General features: G+C 43.8%; 18 protein-coding genes. 12 read left to right on the forward strand and 6 right to left on the reverse strand.

What is annotated here, in order from left to right; all coding sequences use genetic code 11:
• Window positions 1-208 precede the first annotated feature (208 nt).
• Window positions 209-535, forward strand: coding sequence for a hypothetical protein (locus I3252_RS13425; protein WP_238035580.1), 327 nt, complete (start codon window positions 209-211; stop codon window positions 533-535).
• A gap of 131 nt (window positions 536-666) precedes the next feature.
• Here I3252_RS13425 and I3252_RS13430 read toward each other — a convergent pair whose 3' ends face one another.
• Both I3252_RS13430 and I3252_RS13435 read right to left on the reverse strand, forming a co-directional pair.
• Window positions 667-2,040 carry a PepSY-associated TM helix domain-containing protein gene (locus tag I3252_RS13430; protein ID WP_238035581.1) on the reverse strand — a complete coding sequence of 458 codons (1,374 nt, stop codon included), beginning with the start codon at window positions 2,038-2,040 and terminating at the stop codon, window positions 667-669.
• A gap of 167 nt (window positions 2,041-2,207) precedes the next feature.
• Window positions 2,208-4,271, reverse strand: coding sequence for a TonB-dependent receptor (locus tag I3252_RS13435; protein ID WP_238035582.1), 2,064 nt, complete (start codon window positions 4,269-4,271; stop codon window positions 2,208-2,210).
• A gap of 656 nt (window positions 4,272-4,927) precedes the next feature.
• On the opposite strand from I3252_RS13435, the gene I3252_RS13440 reads away from it, so the two are divergent.
• A complete protein-coding gene (locus tag I3252_RS13440) occupies window positions 4,928-6,337 on the forward strand; it encodes a nucleobase:cation symporter-2 family protein (RefSeq protein WP_055124608.1) in 1,410 nt (469 codons plus the stop codon).
• Window positions 6,338-6,487: 150 nt separating this feature from the next.
• Here I3252_RS13440 and I3252_RS13445 read toward each other — a convergent pair whose 3' ends face one another.
• A complete protein-coding gene (locus tag I3252_RS13445; protein ID WP_201554573.1) occupies window positions 6,488-7,153 on the reverse strand; it encodes a TetR/AcrR family transcriptional regulator in 666 nt (221 codons plus the stop codon).
• A 254-nt stretch (window positions 7,154-7,407) separates the two neighbouring features.
• Here I3252_RS13445 and uraD point away from each other — a divergent pair, with 254 nt between their 5' ends.
• The 10 genes from uraD (at window position 7,408) to I3252_RS13495 (ending at window position 16,472) form a co-directional block, all read left to right on the forward strand.
• Entirely contained in the window at window positions 7,408-7,929 is a 522-nt protein-coding gene (gene uraD / locus I3252_RS13450; RefSeq protein WP_238035583.1) for a 2-oxo-4-hydroxy-4-carboxy-5-ureidoimidazoline decarboxylase, read from the forward strand.
• 42 nt (window positions 7,930-7,971) lie between these two features.
• Window positions 7,972-8,340, forward strand: a complete 369-nt coding sequence (uraH, locus tag I3252_RS13455) for a hydroxyisourate hydrolase (protein ID WP_193008652.1) — start codon at window positions 7,972-7,974, stop codon at window positions 8,338-8,340.
• A gap of 122 nt (window positions 8,341-8,462) precedes the next feature.
• A complete protein-coding gene (locus I3252_RS13460) occupies window positions 8,463-9,788 on the forward strand; it encodes a urate hydroxylase PuuD (RefSeq protein WP_238035584.1) in 1,326 nt (441 codons plus the stop codon).
• Between the two features lie 97 nt (window positions 9,789-9,885).
• Entirely contained in the window at window positions 9,886-10,866 is a 981-nt protein-coding gene (gene puuE / locus I3252_RS13465) for an allantoinase PuuE (protein WP_238035585.1), read from the forward strand.
• A 55-nt stretch (window positions 10,867-10,921) separates the two neighbouring features.
• On the forward strand, window positions 10,922-11,758 hold the full coding sequence (locus tag I3252_RS13470) for a bifunctional allantoicase/(S)-ureidoglycine aminohydrolase (protein ID WP_238035586.1): 837 nt from the start codon (window positions 10,922-10,924) through the stop codon (window positions 11,756-11,758).
• 184 nt (window positions 11,759-11,942) lie between these two features.
• Window positions 11,943-12,491: an ureidoglycolate lyase gene (locus I3252_RS13475; protein ID WP_238035587.1), complete on the forward strand. Its 549-nt coding sequence runs from the start codon at window positions 11,943-11,945 to the stop codon at window positions 12,489-12,491.
• A 241-nt stretch (window positions 12,492-12,732) separates the two neighbouring features.
• Window positions 12,733-13,008, forward strand: coding sequence for a Trp family transcriptional regulator (locus I3252_RS13480; RefSeq protein ID WP_238035588.1), 276 nt, complete (start codon window positions 12,733-12,735; stop codon window positions 13,006-13,008).
• Window positions 13,009-13,120: 112 nt separating this feature from the next.
• Window positions 13,121-14,539, forward strand: coding sequence for an anthranilate synthase component I family protein (locus I3252_RS13485; RefSeq protein WP_238035589.1), 1,419 nt, complete (start codon window positions 13,121-13,123; stop codon window positions 14,537-14,539).
• A gap of 33 nt (window positions 14,540-14,572) precedes the next feature.
• Window positions 14,573-15,220, forward strand: coding sequence for an aminodeoxychorismate/anthranilate synthase component II (locus I3252_RS13490; protein ID WP_238035590.1), 648 nt, complete (start codon window positions 14,573-14,575; stop codon window positions 15,218-15,220).
• Window positions 15,221-15,524: 304 nt separating this feature from the next.
• Window positions 15,525-16,472 carry an EamA family transporter gene (locus I3252_RS13495; RefSeq protein WP_238035591.1) on the forward strand — a complete coding sequence of 316 codons (948 nt, stop codon included), beginning with the start codon at window positions 15,525-15,527 and terminating at the stop codon, window positions 16,470-16,472.
• A 168-nt stretch (window positions 16,473-16,640) separates the two neighbouring features.
• Here the strand turns inward: I3252_RS13495 and I3252_RS13500 are convergent, their stop codons facing one another.
• From I3252_RS13500 to I3252_RS13510, 3 genes are all read right to left on the reverse strand, one after another.
• Complete coding sequence (locus I3252_RS13500) at window positions 16,641-17,384, reverse strand: amino acid ABC transporter ATP-binding protein (RefSeq protein WP_060491687.1); 744 nt, start codon at window positions 17,382-17,384, stop codon at window positions 16,641-16,643.
• Between the two features lie 91 nt (window positions 17,385-17,475).
• On the reverse strand, window positions 17,476-18,213 hold the full coding sequence (locus tag I3252_RS13505; RefSeq protein WP_087814305.1) for an amino acid ABC transporter permease: 738 nt from the start codon (window positions 18,211-18,213) through the stop codon (window positions 17,476-17,478).
• A complete protein-coding gene (locus I3252_RS13510; RefSeq protein WP_045444411.1) occupies window positions 18,213-19,049 on the reverse strand; it encodes an amino acid ABC transporter substrate-binding protein in 837 nt (278 codons plus the stop codon). Before I3252_RS13510 ends, I3252_RS13505 begins: the two co-directional genes overlap by 1 nt.
• Window positions 19,050-19,324: the final 275 nt, after the last annotated feature.

Below are 19,324 nucleotides of genomic sequence, written 5' to 3' on the forward strand. Positions count from 1 at the left end.
TCAATCAAGCCGCACAATTTGCCGATACCGTGGTCACCATGAAAGAGGGTCAGGTAATGGCTGTCGGTCAACCTGCAGAGGTCATCACCCAAACAACCATGAAGGATCTGTATAACGTCGATGTTACCGTGCTCAGTCATCAAGGTCGCCCAGTGATTGTCGATGCGGTTTAAGTACAGAGCTTTGCAAACAATAAAAGGAATTGTTGATGCATAAAATCCTATTGAATCATCGATGGATAAATTACAAAAACTTATCCCTATTAATTTTAATCATTAGCTTTTGTCTATGCATTTATTACGCTGTGAATAAAAAGATAGCAGATACCCTGTTTTGGTTAGGCATGACTTTGTATGTTCTAAGGTTGGTGGTTATTCCGATGGATTTTACTCAAAATATTGCTGCAGTAGATTATACAAAAAACTTTGACGAAAACAACAGATGGCATAGATGGGTAATGTTGGGTGAAAAATTTGCTTTTTTGATATTTACCGTTGGGATAGCCTACAGTATATTTTTGCAATTAAAGCTTTAGTTAGCGACCTTAATAAATACTATCAAAGATAGCTGTACTCTGTAATATTGACGTTACCACCTTGACCTCTGAAGGTTGCATAATCATCATTATGGATATGGTTTAAGTACAGCATATCTTATAGTTGCTCTTTAATGGCTGGTTTCGCGTAATCGCTTCAAAGAGTTGTCTTTAACCGTTAATTTTTGCCTTTGCTTTAACCGACTTTGACACCCTTTGACCCACAGATAAACACCTGTGCCAGACAATACCGCCACGGCTAACCCCGTCAATGCTAAAAATATTTGATACAACAAATGACCTACGCCATGGCTGATATGACCCATGTGTAGCGTTGCCATCCATTGATCAGCTTGATTACCAAATGAGCTTTGATACCCAAAATTAACACGCTCGACATTGCCTGTTGCGGCGTCAACCGTGATAGATGACGCACCGCCTTTTTTACCGATATCTTTATTGGTTTTAAAGCGCATTTGCCATTGATTGTCCTCTTCTACCCAACGCACTCCCAATAGCTGCTGGACGCTGACGCCATTTTTTTGCGCGACGATCTCTGCCTGCTTGCTTAAATAAGCAATACTATTAGCCTTGTCTACCTTATTAGTACTGTTCATATTAGTGCCAATAGTAGTCGCCTCATCACTACTAGATTCAGTGTTTATCGCAGGCTTATTTTGTTTCTTTCCTTTGCCTTCATCTCTACCTTCAAGCCTTACCAGCGCTTGCATTACAGGCTGATATACCGATTTTAAATTAAAACCAACACTCGACCACGCAATGACAAACAACATGAGCCAGAGCCATAAGCCAAACGCATGATGCAAGTCATAATTGAGCTTAAAAGTATTGGTCTTACGGCGGATTTTCCAAGCAGGTAGCCAGCGTTTAAAAAACGAAGCGCGGGGTTTGCCAGATGATTTTCTCAATGCGGATTGTTGAGATTTATTGGCACTAACTGCTCTTGGAAAGGTTAAATAAAAGCCGATGAAACAATTAATCGTCCAAATTAAAGACACGATACCCAGTATTAATTTGCCGATATCACCTAGCAATAAATCACGGTGTAACCAGAATACCTTGTACATCGTATTGCGCCATGCCCACACCTCTTTATCACGTGTACCGATGATTTCACTAGTAAAGGGATTGACATATACCTCTTTAAATGGGGCTTTGGGCTGATTTTTGGCGCTTTCACCTCGGACTCTATCTACCGAAAAAACCGCTGATTTGTTAGGCTCTACTGACGTTGGCATACTAGAAAATTGATACTGTGGATAAGCGCTGATAACAGCATCATGCAGTGTGGCGATCGGTAGTGGCGGCTTGTGTTGCGCCTCAATATTTGCCAGCTTGTGATTAAACACATCATCTAGCTCATCATGAAATGCCAATAGCGTGCCCGTGATACCAGCAATGATCAAAAAAGCGGCCATTGCAAGCCCAGTATAGCGATGAATCCATAAGCAGCTCTGACGCAACGTAGGGGGAAATGAAGTCATTAGTATTGGTTTTTTATTCATCGTTTCTTTATTCATTGGTTATTTTGATTGGTATTCAAAAAAAGTTGTAATTGCTATCACATGCTTCGCCATTTACTGACCATAAAAAAGCCAGCTATCCTATACAGACAGCTGGCCCTTTCATCTATCATCAAGTGACAATAAGATTAGAACTGATACGTCAATGACGCTTTGATATTACGACCTTTCTCAAAATCTGTAGCCGTAGCATTAGCTGGATTTAAGCGCGAACCGTGGCTAGCATAAGTTTCATCAAACAGGTTATAAACCCCAACTGTGGCTTTCAAGCCATCTACTTGAGCTGGAGAGTAGCTCATAAAGATATCATGGACATCATAGCTCGGTTTCTTAAGCTCCGTAACGTCACCTCGAAGTATAAAGGTTTGCGTAACAGGGGCTACATAGGTACTGCGCCAGCCAAGCTCAGTGGTATCAGTTGGCTGATACGCTAGATTGACCATGTATTTATCACCTGCATCTGATCCTGACCCTGTTTGTGAATAAAAACTATAACCCGTATCTTCACCTTTACTACGCGCATGAGCATAGCTTAAACCCATGCTAAAGTTATTCATTTTATAATCAGCGGCCAGCTCAACACCTTTTATTTTATAATCTTCGTCCTTATTGACCGCACCTTGGCAATCATTCCCAAGGTTTGGTCCACAGCTTAGACCTGAGCGTATAAATTCAATATAGTTTTCGATATCGGTTTCAAAGTATTTACCGCTTAGTTGTAGTGCATCACCAGCTACCGTTAGGTCGCGTAACGTTGTAACGATACCCACTTCAGCGTTAGACCCTTCTTCTGCTTTTAAGTCATTATTAACGTAAGTTTTGTCACCATTTGAATTAAAAATGGTTTGGCTTAAGTCAGGACCATTAAATAACTGCGTGTAGCTTGCAAATACTTGCGTCAATGGTGCAATCTCATAGCTTGCGGCAAGTGCACCAACGACATTATCATAGGTTTTGCCACCAGAGATAAACTCAGGAGATTTGTAGCGGTCATAACGCACACCAGGTGTTAAAGTGAGCTTACCATTTCTCCATTGGTCTTCTAGATATACTGATGTATTGGTTGCCTCGTCTGACCCTGCTTTGACGAAGTCGCGCTCCATCTCCGATTCTTTTTTGTAATGCTCAATACCAGAGATAAGCTTGTGTGTGCCAACATTCGTAGCAATGTCACTGGTGTTTTGGATTTTTGCGCCTGTGGTTTGAACTTCAGCGTTAAAATCAAAACCTGGATCATTGATATAATCAGAATCGCGCAAAATGCGGGTTTTGGTTTGATACACGTTGGTATCTACATCAATCAGTGGGTTGCTAGGATTAAAGCTATAATCAATACCATAAGTATCGCGCTTCACCTGTTGCGGAATTGGAGGCTCAGAGCGGCTAGGGAAGTCTGGACGGAATGGGAAAATACCTTTCTTTTCAGTTTGGCTGAAATTTGCGCCAATATGATGGTCATCGGCAATATAAGCACCGGCCTTTAATAAGATGCTTTCAGTTTTACTGTCTTCAAACAGCTCACGACCGTTACCATCTTCGCCAGAATCGCTATCACGCTTGCCATAGTAAGCCAGTAAGTCAACATTGTCCGTTGGTGCGGCATATACAGTCGTTGACGTTAGTAGCTCGTCATTATTACTAGCATAGCCTGCGTGAACTTTAGCCCCTATTCTTTGACCCGGTTTCAGCAAATCCACTGCATCAACAGTTTTAAAGGCTACCGCCCCGCCAATGGCATCATTTCCTAGCGTCACTGAGTTATTACCGACTGAGACATCTGCTTGCTTAAGCAAATCAGGGTCAATAGTAATGTCACCCATATGATAAAAAAGTTTGCCTTCTTGACGCGCCCCATCGATAGTGACTTTTAGGTTGCTGTCTTCAAGACCACGAATGCGAATACGCTGATTGACCGCTGAGGTACCACCTACCGTAACCCCAGGAACGACATTCAAAAAATCGCTTAAATGGCTGGCTTGCTGCGCTGGCGTATAGTCTTCTATGTAAACAGAATCGGTTTGCACTTTATCACGTACTGAGCTATTGGCTGTCACCGTAATGGTCTGCAACGTGGTGCTTGGCATGTCTTCTGCAGGTGCTGCACTGACTGCTTGTGACCATAATACCGCTGCCACGCCCATGGACAATACCGTCATTTGACTAGATAGTTTTGATAACTTTACTTCACGCATAACACACTCACCTTATTGACTATCACAAATTAGAATTTTTAAGAGCTATTTACTGTTGAGCACAGCTTGTGGCAGTTGCACCGCTTATTGTTGAAAACCATTTTTTAGACGATTGCAGTCTTGACAAAGCCAAAGTCTTTCATACGAATAACAATGTTAATGATAATTGTTAGCATTTTAATATTGAGAGGCATAATAACGAAGTACTAACAATTTGGCAATAATTAATGCGAGAAATCTAATATTAAAAAATAGCGCTAAATCTGGCTGACTTATTCCGTTTTGTTGCTTACTGTTTTTAGACGAGTAGAAATAGCCAGCAAACCAAATCTGCTGCGCTATGTTCGTCTAATAGACTGTTATTATTTAAGAAATAAAGCCATCAACATGAAAAAAAACGTTGCAATAGCCAACCCTTTCACTATACCCTTAGATAGTTGACCAATTAGTCAGGTTTAAACCTACGACTATTAGTCATATTGATAAATAATAGCTAGCTGCTGATATTTATTAGCACAAGGATAAGTGCGACTCTTTGTAAGACAACTAAGCAATATGAAGATAAACGGTGTGTCGATATCCATCTCTAAACTCATCACAATGCTTAGCTCTCTCCACAGAGCTTGGACTAAAAGTCACTTTAGGAGGAAGCCAAGATGAGCGAACACATTCAAGGAAACCCCGATTTACTATACGGATTGCATGACCGCCCTACCCCTACAAAAGCCTTTTTGGGCGCAGTACAACACGTACTTGCCAGCTTTGTCGGTATCATCACCCCCTCATTAATCATAGGCGGCGTCTTGGGTTTGGGGGAACATATCCCTTATCTCATCAGCATGTCATTGATGGTATCAGGGGTCGCTACCTTTATTCAGACCCATAAAGTTGGACCAGTAGGTTCCGGTCTTATGGCATTACAAGGAACCAGTTTTGGCTTCTTGGCCGCGGTATTGGCGGCAGGTTTTGTGGTAAAAAACAAAGGCGGGAGTCCGGAGGAGATTCTCTCTGTTATCTTTGGCGTCTCCTTTCTTGGTGCCTTCGTTGAGATTTTCTTAAGTCAATTCATCACCAGACTCAAATCTCTGATGAGCCCTATCGTGACGGGTTGTGTGATTGTGACTATCGGTCTGTCATTAACCAAGGTTGGTCTGACGGATTTGGCAGGCGGCGTGGGCGCTGAAGATTTCGGGAGTATACAGAATCTGCTGCTCGGTGGCGGGGTCTTGGTTAGTGTGGTATTGATTAGTATTGTTAATAATAAAGTCATTCGCTCCAGTGCTATTTTTATAGGGCTGATGCTTGGTCTGATCGCAGCCATTCTTATGGGACGTATTGATTTCTCTTTGGTCTCTGATGCCCCTATCTTTACGCTACCTGTGCCATTCAAGTTTGGTTTTGGGTTTGATTGGCAGGCTTTTATTCCTATCGCCTTTATGTATGTCATTACCAGTATTGAAACCTCTGGTGATTTGACGGCGACTTCGATGATATCGGGCGAACCCATCAAAGGACCTTTATACGAGAAACGCATTAAAGGTGGCGTATTAGGTGATGGTGTCAACTCATTAATTGCGGCGGTGTTTAATACCTTCCCAGTGACGACTTTTAGCCAAAACAACGGCGTGATTCAGATGACTGGTATTGCCAGTCGCTATGTGGGCTTTTATGTTGGGGCTATCTTGTTCACTATGGGGCTATTTCCTATTTTGGGTGCTATCTTTACCCAGTTGCCAAAACCAGTCGTTGGCGGCGTGACGTTATTGATGTTTGCAACGGTAGCGACCGCTGGTATTCGCATCCTATCAACGGTCAACTTTACCCATCGCAATATCTTAATCATTGCCACTTCGCTAGGTCTGTCCATGGGCGTGGCTTTTGTTCCTGATGTATTCGCACAGGCGCCGCAGCTTTTCCGTAATATCTTTGGTTCGGCAGTTACTATGTCAGGTATTGTGGCCATTACTCTCGATATGATTTTGCCCAAAAACTACGGTGTCGAATTTGATACGGTAGAACAACATCTGGATGACGGTCTAAAGCCTCTTAGACAAAAGGCTTCTTAAACGTACGTTAGAATAGTCAAATTCTTTACCAATCAGCATTGCTGTTCTGGTTCTGCACATTGACTCTTTTAGCGCGCCTTAATACGAAAACATTTAAAGTGCTTTCGTATTAATGGCATGTTATAGACGTAAAATAATAATAAATAAGCATTACTCAAGACCACAGCCACGCAAAATAAACGGCACTAAAAAGTCTGCCGCCCGCGCTTCATCCTGCTGATCGTACTCACTCTTTTCCATCAAACCGACAATTTCTGTCTCAAATTCTGCATATCGCTGCGTCGTTGCCCAAATCAAAATCAATAGCTGTAAAGGGTCAGCGATGCCAATCTTACCTTGCTCATGCCAAGTTTTCATCACTTGTGCCTTGTCTAGCGCCCACGCCTTCATGGTCGCCGACATAAATTCATGCAGGTGCGGGGCACCGCCAATGACTTCCAGCGCAAATAATTTATGGCGATTGGGATGAGCAAACGCTTGATGCAATTTGGTACGGACAAACTTTTCGATGACCGTTTTAGGGTCACTATCGACTGTCATGGTGACTAAGCCATCGTTCCACTCTTGAATAATAGAATGCAGCACTGCTTGGTACAGATTTTTTTTATTCTTAAAGTAGTAATGCACGTTGGCTTTTGGCAGCTCAGCTCTATCGGCAATACCTTGCATCGTCGCACCGCGGAAACCTTGCAGCACGAACTCCTCTTCTGCCGCCGCCAAAATGACGGTTTGATTGTGGGCGCGGATATCTTGCTGATTGCGCTGTACAGGTGCGTCAGACGCGGCTTGTGGTTCTATATCGTTATGTTGAGCCATGATTAATGTTACCTGTCATTATTGTGATGAATAAAGAGCCATATCCCAGCCAATAACTGGATTCATATGCTAATTTTTATGGAATATCACCAGCCTAAATAAAATATTTGCATAAAGTAGTTGACCAAATGGTCAGGTTTAAGCAGAATAGCTCATAGTAAACCAATTATTAATCGATAAATACTACTTTAGCATGAGATGTTATCGAGAAATGTTACTCCACCGCTTTTGTCAGCAAAGAAAAGGATGTCATAGTGAAATTATCTTTACAGCAGTTTAATGAGCTCTCAACAGCTGAGGCAATTTCACATCTATTGACCTGCTGTACCAGCACCCATTGGGCGCAGGCTTTAGAAAAAAAACGTCCTTTTGCTGATATATCTACATTACTTGCTCATAGTGATGATGCTTGGGCACAAGCACAGACAGCAGAAGCCCAGTTACTAGAGGCTTTTGATGGTCATCCACAAATCGGCAATGTCGACTCGTTAAAAGAAAAATACCGCAATACTCAAGACAGTGCTGCCCATGAGCAGTCAGGTGCCAATGATGCCAATGACGATGTGATTGAAGCTTTGGCACAAGGCAATCAAGACTACCTTGATAAATTTGGCTTTATCTTTATCGTATTTGCTACCGGTAAGAGCGCGCAGCAAATGCTCGATTTATTGTTAGCACGCCTGCCCAATGATCGCGCTACTGAGCTGGTCAATGCGGCGGCTGAGCAAAATAAAATCACCCGCTTACGTTTACAGAAACTGCTGAGTGACGCTTAACGCATTCAGCCCATCTGACTCATTTATATAAAAGGAATTATTATGTCAGGTACTCTCTCATCGCATATTTTAGATACCCATTTGGGCAAACCAGCCGCTGGTATTACCGTGACGCTAGATCGCGTAAGCGCAAGTGGCAAGGCATCTCTATTAGCCAATGGCGTCACCAACGCGGATGGACGCGTGGCACCAGATAGCTGGTCGTTTGATCCAACGATTGATATTGCTGAATATCACTTAGATGTTGGTCGTTATACCTTAACCTTTGATACGCAGTCTTATTTCGATGCACAAAATCTCACGGCTTTTTATCCACAAGTAGTCATCGATTTTATGATAAGTGATAACGGCCACTATCATGTACCACTACTGCTCAGCGCACATGGCTACAGCACATACCGCGGCTCTTAGTTATGTAGTTATATAGCATCACCATATAAAAGAACATCATAAAAGCACGTCGCCATAGCAAAACGCGTCGAAAGATTGAAAAAAGCTGAACAAAAGAAAATTGTAAAAAGGACATTTGCAACATGGGCGCTTATTATCTCGATTGGTTTAACTTATTTTTTCGCTGGTTCCACGTCATCGCTGGCGTGGCATGGATTGGTGCGTCTTTTTACTTTGTTTGGCTAGATCTTAGTTTGCGTAAACCACCACAGTGGAAGGCTGACAAAGGCATTTCAGGCGACTTATGGGCGGTACATGGTGGCGGCTTTTATGAAATTGCCAAATACAAGCTTGAGCCCGAAGAGATGCCAAAAACCCTGCACTGGTTTAAATGGGAAGCTTATACCACTTGGCTGACGGGTATGGCGATGCTCTCTATCGTCTACTATGCCAATGCGACTGCCTACTTGATTGATCCCAGCAAAGTCGATTTTGGTAGTAGTATCGGTGCCATCTCGACCAGTTTGTTATTTTTATTCGGCAGCTATTTCATTTATGAAGTGATTGTCCGCAGCCATTTGGGCAAAAACTCCTTCATTTTTAGCACCATTATTTTTATCCTATTAATCATCGCCTGCTGGGGTTCTTACCAGCTATTTAGTGACCGTGCTTCGTTCATTCATATCGGTGCTATCTTAGGTACTGTGCTGGCAGGTAATGTGTTCTTTGGCATTATGCCTGCTCAACGAGCGCTGGTAGAATGCGTGAGGCGTGGCGAAAAACCAGGCAAAGAAGTGGCGGACTTGGCACTACAAGCAAAAAACCGCTCGCTGATGAACAACTATTTTACCTTACCGCTGATCTTTACTATGATTAGCAATCATTATCCGATGATGTACTCTCATGCTCACGGCTGGTTGGTATTGGTATTTGTGGGTATCATCACGGCTATTGTACGTCACTATTTTAACCAAAAGCATTTAGACAATCATAAGCCGCGTTATTTGGTCATCCCTGCTGTCTTAACTGTATTATTAATTATTTGGATGCGCCCAGAACCAATTGAGCCATTACCTGCTGTCACTGCTGCAGTCGCTGCTGAAACGGCGACACCAGATAGTGTACCACCAACAACTACTGATAGTGCAGTCGACGGTTCTACTATAAGCACTGATGCCACCTCAAATGAAAATATCACTGCCGACGTCGTGCCAGTAACTGCCTCTGCAGATGATGCCATTATGGATGTCGTGCACACGCGCTGTAGCACGTGCCATGCCGCTCAGCCTACTCAGCAAGGATTTGCCGCGCCGCCAGCTGGTATCATCTTGCAGACACCAACCGACATGAAAACTCATAAAGCAAAAATCGTCACTGCCGTACAAACGGGCTATATGCCACTGGGTAATCTCACAAAATTGACGGATGAAGAACGTCAGCAAATGGTGGCTTATGCATCGGGATTATAGATAAAGGCCGTAGATAAATATTATATGGATCCAAAGTTACGCCTTATTTTGCTTTAGTTGACTTAAGTTGCTTTAAAATATTTAGGATATATTGACAATGAGTAAAAAAATAATCAGCGATTTCAATCAAGACGCCTACCCTCGCGACTTAAAAGGCTATGCTGACACGCCGCCAAAAGCCAACTGGCCAGGCGGCGCTAAAATCGCTGTACAGTTCGTCCTCAATATCGAAGAAGGCGCAGAAAATAGCGTGATTCATGGTGACGGTCAATCAGAGCGGTTTTTATCGGATGTCTTAGGTACGCCAGAATTTGACAATCGTCATCAGTCGATTGAGTCGGCATTTGAATATGGTAGCCGTGTGGGTGTTTGGCGAGTATTGGATACTTTTAAAGAATACGGTTTGCCTATTACGACCTTCACTTGCGCCGCTGCTGCCGAAAAAACGCCGCATATTATCGAGCGAATATTAGAAGATGGGCACGAAATCGCCAGTCACGGTCTGCGCTGGATTACTTATCAAAATATGTACCGCGAAACCGAGCGCGAGCATGTGCGCCGTGCCACTGAAATATTCGAGCGCATGATCGGTGGTCAGCCGCTTGGTTGGTACACGGGACGAGATAGCCCGAATACTCGTGAGTTGGTCGCCGAACAAGGTGGCTATATTTATGACTCAGACTCTTACGCGGATGAGCTCCCTTACTGGCTCAATGTCAAAGTAGAAGACGGTAATAAAATCACTCGTAAGCCGCATTTGGTCATTCCCTATACCTTAGAGACCAATGACATGCGTTTTGCCTCAAGCCCAGGCTTTACCAACGCCGAGCCTTTTTATCAATACTTAAAAGACAGCTTCGATACCTTATACGAAGAAGGCGCGCGCACACCCAAGATGCTGACCATCGGTTTGCATTGTCGCATCATTGGTCGCGCCGGTCGCATCATTGCTCTCAAAAAGTTTTTGCAATATATCACCAGCAAGCCCGATGTGTGGGTATGCCGCCGTGATGACATTGCCAAACACTGGTATAAAAACCATCCAGCAACTGCCGATAACACTGCGAACTGGATGTAACCATACGTTTAGACACAAATTTATTGCGGCACAACACCACTAAGGAACATCAACAATGTCAACAAAGAGTACATACTACGCACCAACTGGCGGCTTGCCTCCACAAACACAACTGCTATCTGATCGCGCTATCTTCACCGAAGCTTATGCCATTATTCCAAAGCGCGTACTGACCGACATTGTTATTAGCTATCTGCCGTTTTGGACAGGTATGCGCATGTGGGTGCTTGCACGCCCACTTTCAGGTTTCTCTGAGACTTTTTCACAGTATATCGTTGAAGTTGAGCCTAATGGCGGCTCAGAAAAGCCTGAGCTAGATGCAAACGCTGAAGGGGTTATATTCATCGTTGAAGGTGAAATGAATATCACTATTGAAGGTGAGTCTTATCATCTTGAATCGGGCGGTTATGCATTCTTACCACCTGGCTGCAAATGGACGCTAAAAAACAATAGCGACAAGCACGTTAAATTCCATTGGATTCGTAAAGCTTATCAACACTGTGAAGGTATTGAGGTGCCTGAAGCCTTTGTAACCAGCGATCACGATGTTGCAGCGATTGAGATGCCGGGTACTGATGGCGTATGGGCAACCACCAGATTTACCGAGCAGTCTGATATGCGTCACGACATGCATGTGAATATCGTGACCTTCCAGCCAGGTGGCGTGATTCCATTTGATGAAACGCATGTGATGGAACATGGTTTGTATGTCCTAGAAGGTAAAGCGGTCTATCACTTAAACGGTGAATGGGTAGAAGTTGAGGCAGGCGACTTTATGTGGCTACGCGCATTCTGTCCACAATCTTGTTACGCCGGCGGACCTGGTCCATTTAGATACTTACTATACAAAGACGTGAATCGTCATATGCCGTTTATTCGCCCAGCACGATAAGCCCTGCGCAATAACAATAATAATCAGCACAACAAAGCATTCAGAACGATAAGCAATATAGCGGCATAATCGTTCATTCGAATATGTCATTTATTCCCAGATGTTGATTTAATTCGCGTACGGGCTTATGGCAAAGTGGCTCATAGCAATTATAAACAGTGATCACCAAAAGTAAGGCAAAGTCATGAGTACTCTTATGAAGACTACGATCGTTGCAAGACCTTTAACCAAAGCTGAGTTTGCGCCCTACGGCACCGTAATAGAACCCTATGACAAGGCAGCACAGACGCCTGAAAATAGCTACCATATCAATAAAGGCTATGCCTGCCGCCATCACGCCATCGCTGAAGCCAAACTGGACGGCGGCGATGTCGGCATGAGTATCTTCCGCGCCAGAAAGCGTGAATTTCCTATTGCCTTATCGGTCATGGAATATCATCCGTTTGGCACGCAAGCGTTCTTTTCGATGAATGGTCAGGATTATATCGTCATCGTTGCACCTGCTGGTGCGCCGCCACAGTCTGCAGATGATTTGACCGTGTTTTATGTCCAATCTCATCAAGGTGTGCAATACGATGCCAATGTCTGGCATCATCCGCTACTTGCCCTCGGTTGTGACTCTGATTTTTTGGTGATAGATCGTATCAATGGCGAAGGCAAAAACTGTTATGAGCTGGATATAGAGGATTGGCAGGTGCAAATTGAACTTGCCAGTGAGCACTCTTCCGTTTAATTAGGGTCTGTAAACGAGCTGTTAACCATTCATAAACATAAAGCCAGTTAATAAAAATTAGTTGGCTTTATGTTTATCAATGTAGTATCCATCCTATATAAATAATCATCTTCCAAAACACAGTACCCATTTAACAGCAGTAGCAAAACATCTACATAGGCTACTTGCCTTTTATGTACTATCGTACTAGAATACTGAAACGAAGTAAGCTTCCCTTTTCTTTTCCATGAAGATGAATGTTATGAGCACAGACCCTTATCAAAGCTTATTAAGCCATTTAGCCAATTGTCATGACAGTACCGCTATCGACCTGCTATTCAGTGCGCTATTGACGGAAAAAGAGCAGCAGGAAATCGCCAATCGTATCCGCATTTTTGACTTGCTTGAGCGCGGTGTCACCCAGCGCGAGATATCTGAGCAGCTAGGTGTCGGTATCGCTACCGTCTCGCGCGGCGCCAAAGCCATGCAAGTTCATGATGTGAGTGCCTTACTAATTACTCATAGACATGACTCATAGAAAACATTCATAAAAGACACAGCTGAAAAGGCCGCCTAATTAATCAGAAACTAGAATTTTAATTTGTCTTACTTTTTATTTGATCAACCATTGAACCAATTTGGATATTGTTATGACCTCTCCTAATTCAAACCCTGAGCAACCTGCTGCTATTGATATTCCTAGTAAACCACAGCGCATTAAACTCACGCAGGATATTGATTTCTTTGCGTTGTTCAAACGTATTGAGCGCGCTTTTGAGACCTGTTATCTGCTTGAATCATTGGGCGAAGATGGACATATGGCGCGTCATCATGCGATTGGTTTTGATCCCGTTATGACCATTGCTGCCATCGATCGTGCAACCCTCGCGATTACTGATAATAAAACTGCTGAAACCACTCATTATCAAACGGATAATCCTTACGAGCTACTGCGCAAAATTACGCCGCAGCACGTCATTGCTCGCGACCAAAGCGGTGGTCTTGTCGGTTATTTGGGTTACGACAGTGTCAATTTCTTTGAACCCAGTCTCAATGCTAAAGCGAGCGATGACTTTGAACCGTTTAAATTTGGCGTATATTTGGATGGTCTAACGCTCGATAAAATGACTGGTGAGATTTTCTACTTTTATTATCCAACTGCGCAGCAAGAAAATCGCATCGAGCAAATCAAAGCACTACTTGATGAGCAAATTCCAAGCTATGAGCCGCCTACAGTTGAGTTTTTGGGTGACGGCATGAGCCAAGAAGAGCACGCTAAAGCCGTCATGCAAGTCAAAGAAGACATCATCTCAGGGCGTATCTTTCAATGTGAGGTAGGTTTTAAATCCAAATATCGTATTATGGGCGATAAGATGCCGATTTATGAGAAATTGCGGTCGGTCAATCCGTCGCCGCATATGTATTTTATGAAATTTGCTCAGCAGTGCATCATTGGTGCCTCACCAGAACTGCTGTTTCGCTTGCGTCAAGGTGAGATGGAAACCTATCCATTGGCAGGTACTGCCAAGCGCGGTGTCGATGTCATCGAAGACCGACAGCTTGCCCGTGCATTGCTCAACGATGCCAAAGAGATTGCCGAGCACAATATGCTAGTCGATTTGCATCGCAATGACATTGGCCGTGTGGCACAATTTGGCACCGTCAAAGTACGTAGCCTCATGGATATCAAACGCTTCTCACACGTGCAACATATCTCGTCTGAAATCGTCGGAATCTTACACCCTAATGAAGATATGTTTAGCGCCCTTGCCAGTAACTTCCCTGCTGGGACGTTGTCAGGCGCACCAAAAGTTGAAGCGATTAAAGTCATCAATGAGCTGGAGCCAGATGGTCGCGGTGCTTATGGTGGTGCGCTTGGATCGTTTAATTTTAACGGTGATTGTATTTTTGCTATTCCTATTCGCAGCCTATTCATCAACGGCGAGTCTGCCTATGCGCAAACCTGTGGTGGTAATGTTTATGACTCCAATCCTGCTGATGAATACCTAGAAATTCAGCGTAAATTGTCTGCCATGAAAGTGGTATTAGACAGTTTTATGAATCCGTAAATTGCTTATATTTTGCCAAAGAGTTGATAACCCATGAATGTTTTAATTATAGATAACTACGACTCCTTTACCTTTAATCTTTACCAATATATCGGCGAGATTTTGCAGACGATGGACGGCGATAAAGCCGCGAACGTCATGGTTAAACGTAATAATGAGATAACGTTAGCAGATGTACAAGCCATGAATCTTGATCGCATTATCATCTCGCCCGGCCCTAGTGCTCCTGACGACCCCACCTACTTCGGTATTTGTGCCGAAGTGATTGAAGTCATGGGTAAGACGACGCCGTTATTGGGTGTTTGCTTAGGTATGCAAGGGATTGCGCATGTGTTCGGCGGCGATGTGGTACGGGCGAGCGTGCCAATGCATGGCAAGGTATCCTCCATTCGCCATGATGGCGCGGGTGTCTATCAAGGCTTGCCCCAAGAGATAGAAATTATGCGCTACCACTCATTGATGGTAAAAGCGGATACCTTACCAGATTGCTTGACTGTCACAGCTGTCGTCGCCAATAATGCTCATGCTGAGTTCAGCCTAACCGAATCTGCGCTAGCAGGTGAGGAGATTATGGGACTACAGCATAAAGACTATCCCATTCAAGGTGTGCAGTTTCACCCAGAGTCATTTGCAACGGAAGGTGCCAAACGCTTGCTGACGAATTTTTTACTACAAGTATAAGTCTTGATGCTTAAGTTTGGGGGATATGACACCAAAGGGTGATAAGCCAAAGACATAAGCCACAAACAAGCGTACCTCTAACTCAAATAAATTGAATTTTATGTCTAACTGACTTGTGTTCGAACTTAATTAACGCTTTAATGATAGATTGAAAAAATAAACAAAAGACAGCCCTTACTCGGGTTGTCTTTTGTTATTTCAGCACAGTAATGAGTGATGAGCGACGAGTCAAAAAAACACCCTTAGCTAAAAAACTGACATAGCTTATTATTTGGATTTTCTAGAAAATAAAATAGAGAGTGATATGGCAAATACCGAGGGCGTAATGTCAGCACGGCAGTCATGGATAGGCACCATTCAAATCATCACGGCGGCGGTCTGCTGGGGTACGTTAGGGATATTTTCAACCTACCTCAATCAAATCGGCTTTAGTGGTTGGCAGATTACGATCTTACGTATCGTGACCGCGGCTTTTCTTATTCTTGTCATGCTACCGAAATTATGGCCGCATCTTATCAAGCTTCGTCGAAAGCAGTGGCTTGGACTGGCATTGCAGTCTTTGATTGGCGTATTTGGTATGTCAGTATGCTACTTTTTTGCTGTGATCTATGTCGGTGCTGGCCCTGCGGTTGCCTTGCTTTATACTGCACCTGTGTTTAGCTTATTGTTTTCGGCATTCTTGCTTGATGAATCTATCACTCGCCAGTCGGCATTACTGGCGCTCATGGCGGTATTTGGTGTTGGATTGACGATGCTTGGTGAGCAAGCGCAAGTCAATTGGGGCATCCTATTAGGACTGCTAGCAGGCGTCTGTTATTCCTTATACGGAGTACTGGGCAAGCGCGCGATGCACGATGCACACCCTGCGCCTTTGGTGTTTTTTACCTCTATTATCATCAGTGCCGGTGTACTGCTCTTATTACCTGAAACCTATCAAACCTATGGGCGGTTATTGAGCTTACCCTTACATACGTGGGGCTATGCCTTGGGGTTGTCTTTGATTGGAACCGTCGTGCCCTTTGCCCTTTATATGAAAGCATTAGAGAAATTACCTGCCACTCGTGCATCAGTATTTACGATTTTTGAGCCATTGACTGCCATTGCCCTTGCCATACTATTACTGCATCAATCCTTATCTTGGATTCAATATGTGGGCGTGGTATTAATCTTACTGGCAGCTTTATTTAATGCCATATTAAACGGCACTGCCACTCGCGTACCACGCTGGCTAAAAAGACGACAAAGAATTTAGTCTGTACTTTTTAAAAAGTTTTAATAGCCTTAGTACCATTGCTATTAGACGAAAAAAGCCCCAACTATATCGATATAGTCGGGGCTTTATTGTGCTTGACACTTTGCTTAAGAGGTAAGTATTTATGCCATAGACAGTTGCTAAATAACTTGGACTGTCTTGATGATATTACTGTTCAATACGCTGCAAAAAGGCCTGCGTACGTGGATGCGTAGACACTTCGAACATCTGCTTAGCGCTACCTTCTTCGACCACATGACCATCCTCAATTAACACCACATGATCCGCCACATCACGAGCAAATTTAATCTCATGAGTCACAACGACCATCGTCCAGCCTTCAGATGCCAGTTGCTTCATTGTGCCCAATACATCTTGTACCAATTCAGGATCGAGCGCAGAGGTCGGCTCATCAAATAATAATAATGACGGCTCGATAGCCAGTGCACGAGCAATGCCGATACGCTGCTGCTGACCACCAGATAGCTGAAACGGATACAGATCTGCCTTATCCGATAAGCCTACTTTATCAAGTAATGCCAGTGCCTGTTCGCGGGCTTGCGCCTTAGTTTGCCCTTGCACTACCGTCGGCCCAAGCATTAAATTCTCAATCGCGGTCTTGTGTGGAAACAAGTTATAAGATTGAAATACCATGCCTGATTTACGCTGCAACGCCAGCAACGTTTTCTTCTTGGGCTTGGTAGCGAAGTCAACCGTTAAGCTGCCATCATCAAAAGCAATGATGCCTTGATCAGGAATTTCCAACGCATTCAAGCAGCGTAAAAAAGTGGTTTTACCAGACCCTGACGGCCCTAATATCACCACTACCTTGCCTTTTTCGATGGTCAAGTCGATGCCTTTAAGCACTTGATTGCCACCAAAGGCTTTGTGAATATTAGTGACTTGAATCATAAAGCTTCCTGTTGTACTGATATCTGTTTGCTAATAACACACGCTTATCGACGCGGTATTACCATCCTATACTGCCCCCATTATCAAGGGTTTATTTCGCCACGTAGCGATCAAGTCTGGTTTCAAGCTTACCTTGAATAAAGGTTAAGAACAGACAAATACCCCAATAAATAATCGCCGCTTCGGTGTAGACCAACATAAATTCATAGTTACGTGCCGTGATGATTTGCGCCTGTTTAAATAGCTCGGTTACCAATACCAATGACGCCAAAGACGTGTCTTTTACTAGGCTAATAAAGGTATTGGATAACGGGGGTACTGACACCCGAAGTGCTTGCGGCAAAATGACATGACGAAAGGTTTGTAGATACGTCAAGCCTACCGTCGAGCCTGCTTCCCACTGCCCTTTTGGAATGGACAAAATAGAGGCACGCACCGTCTCCGATGCATACGCGCCAATATTGAGCGAAAAGGCAATAATCGCTGAGGGAAAAGGATCAAGCTTTACTCCGATACTTGGCAAACCGTAGAAAATAATAAATAGCTGAACCAGCATTGGTGTCCCGCGAATGGCGGACACATAAATACGCGCAAATCTATATATGATTTCATGGAACCAGCCAGCACGCGGTACGATACGAATCAGCGCTACTGTCAGCGCAATAGCCATACCAATCGCAAATGAGATCAACGCCAGCGGTATTGAATAATAAATACCGCCTTTAAGCATTGGCCAAAATGAATTGATAACAATTTGCGCCCGCGCAGGATCCATAAATGGTAGTAGTGCCAGTAACTCAGCTAGCATTGACGTGATAGACGCTAGCATTATTTTTGTTGACTTATATCAGCACCAAAGAACTCTTCGCTAAGCTTGGTCAGCGTCCCATCGGCTGCTAATGCGGCCATTGCTTCATTCAATTTTGCCACCACAGCGTCGTCCCCTTTGATGAGTACTAGACCTGAACCAGTCTGCTCACTCGCAGGCGCTGTCAGCTTGATCTCAAGTGCTGCATCTGGGAATTTTTTGAGATAATCCAATACTGCCAGATTGTCATTCATCGTAAAGTCAGCACGGTCTTGCTTAACCAGTTGAATCGCTTGCGCCATACCATCGACAGGGACGATTTCTGCGCCGTAGCGTTCTGCAAGTTCACCATAGTTGCTGCTCAGTGATTGCGCAGTACGCAGACCTTTTAAACCTTCCCACGAGCTATAACGATTGTCATCAGTCGGTGCTAGTACAACCGCGCCCGACCAGCTATATGGCATGGCTTTGTCATACTTAGCCAAACGCTCAGGCGTGGTCAAGCTTACTTGATTGGCCACCATATCGAAGCGTTTTGAGTCAAGACCTGCCAGCATAGCATCCCACTGGGTCTCTTTAAATTCGACGTCTACGCCTAGTTTATCCGCAACTGCACGTGTCACTTCGACATCATAGCCAGTTAGCTTGCCACTCTCATCATGATAGGTAAATGGCGGATAAGTACCCTCTGTACCGACGTTGATGGTGCCACCATTATTGATACGTTGCAGCAAATCAGAGCCACCCGTCGCGGCACTGTCTGTCGCATTGGTTTCTGCTTCATTGGTAGTAGACTGACCACAAGCGGCAAGTAGCATAGTACTGGCGGCAAGTGCTAAAAGAGTACGACGTTTCATAAGACGTCCTTATAAGAGTGAATGAATAATGCAAAAAGGTATCGTGCCAATAAAACCATAGCAACAAATAAGGATAAGACCAGCACAGGCAAATACTATAATAAAGTACTTGCGCCGCATTATTTAGCTTTGACTGCTCGATTTGAGGATGCTCAGCATATTTTTCAATACTGTTTCTATATTATCTTTGAATTTTTGGACATTTTTTAGGCAGATCTTAACGTTATTATTGCCGATTAAATAGCCATTTATTCATATACTAGCGCACTTCAGAA

The organism is Psychrobacter sp. Ps4 (assembly GCF_022129285.1).
Classification (GTDB): Bacteria; Pseudomonadota; Gammaproteobacteria; order Pseudomonadales; family Moraxellaceae; genus Psychrobacter; species Psychrobacter immobilis_A.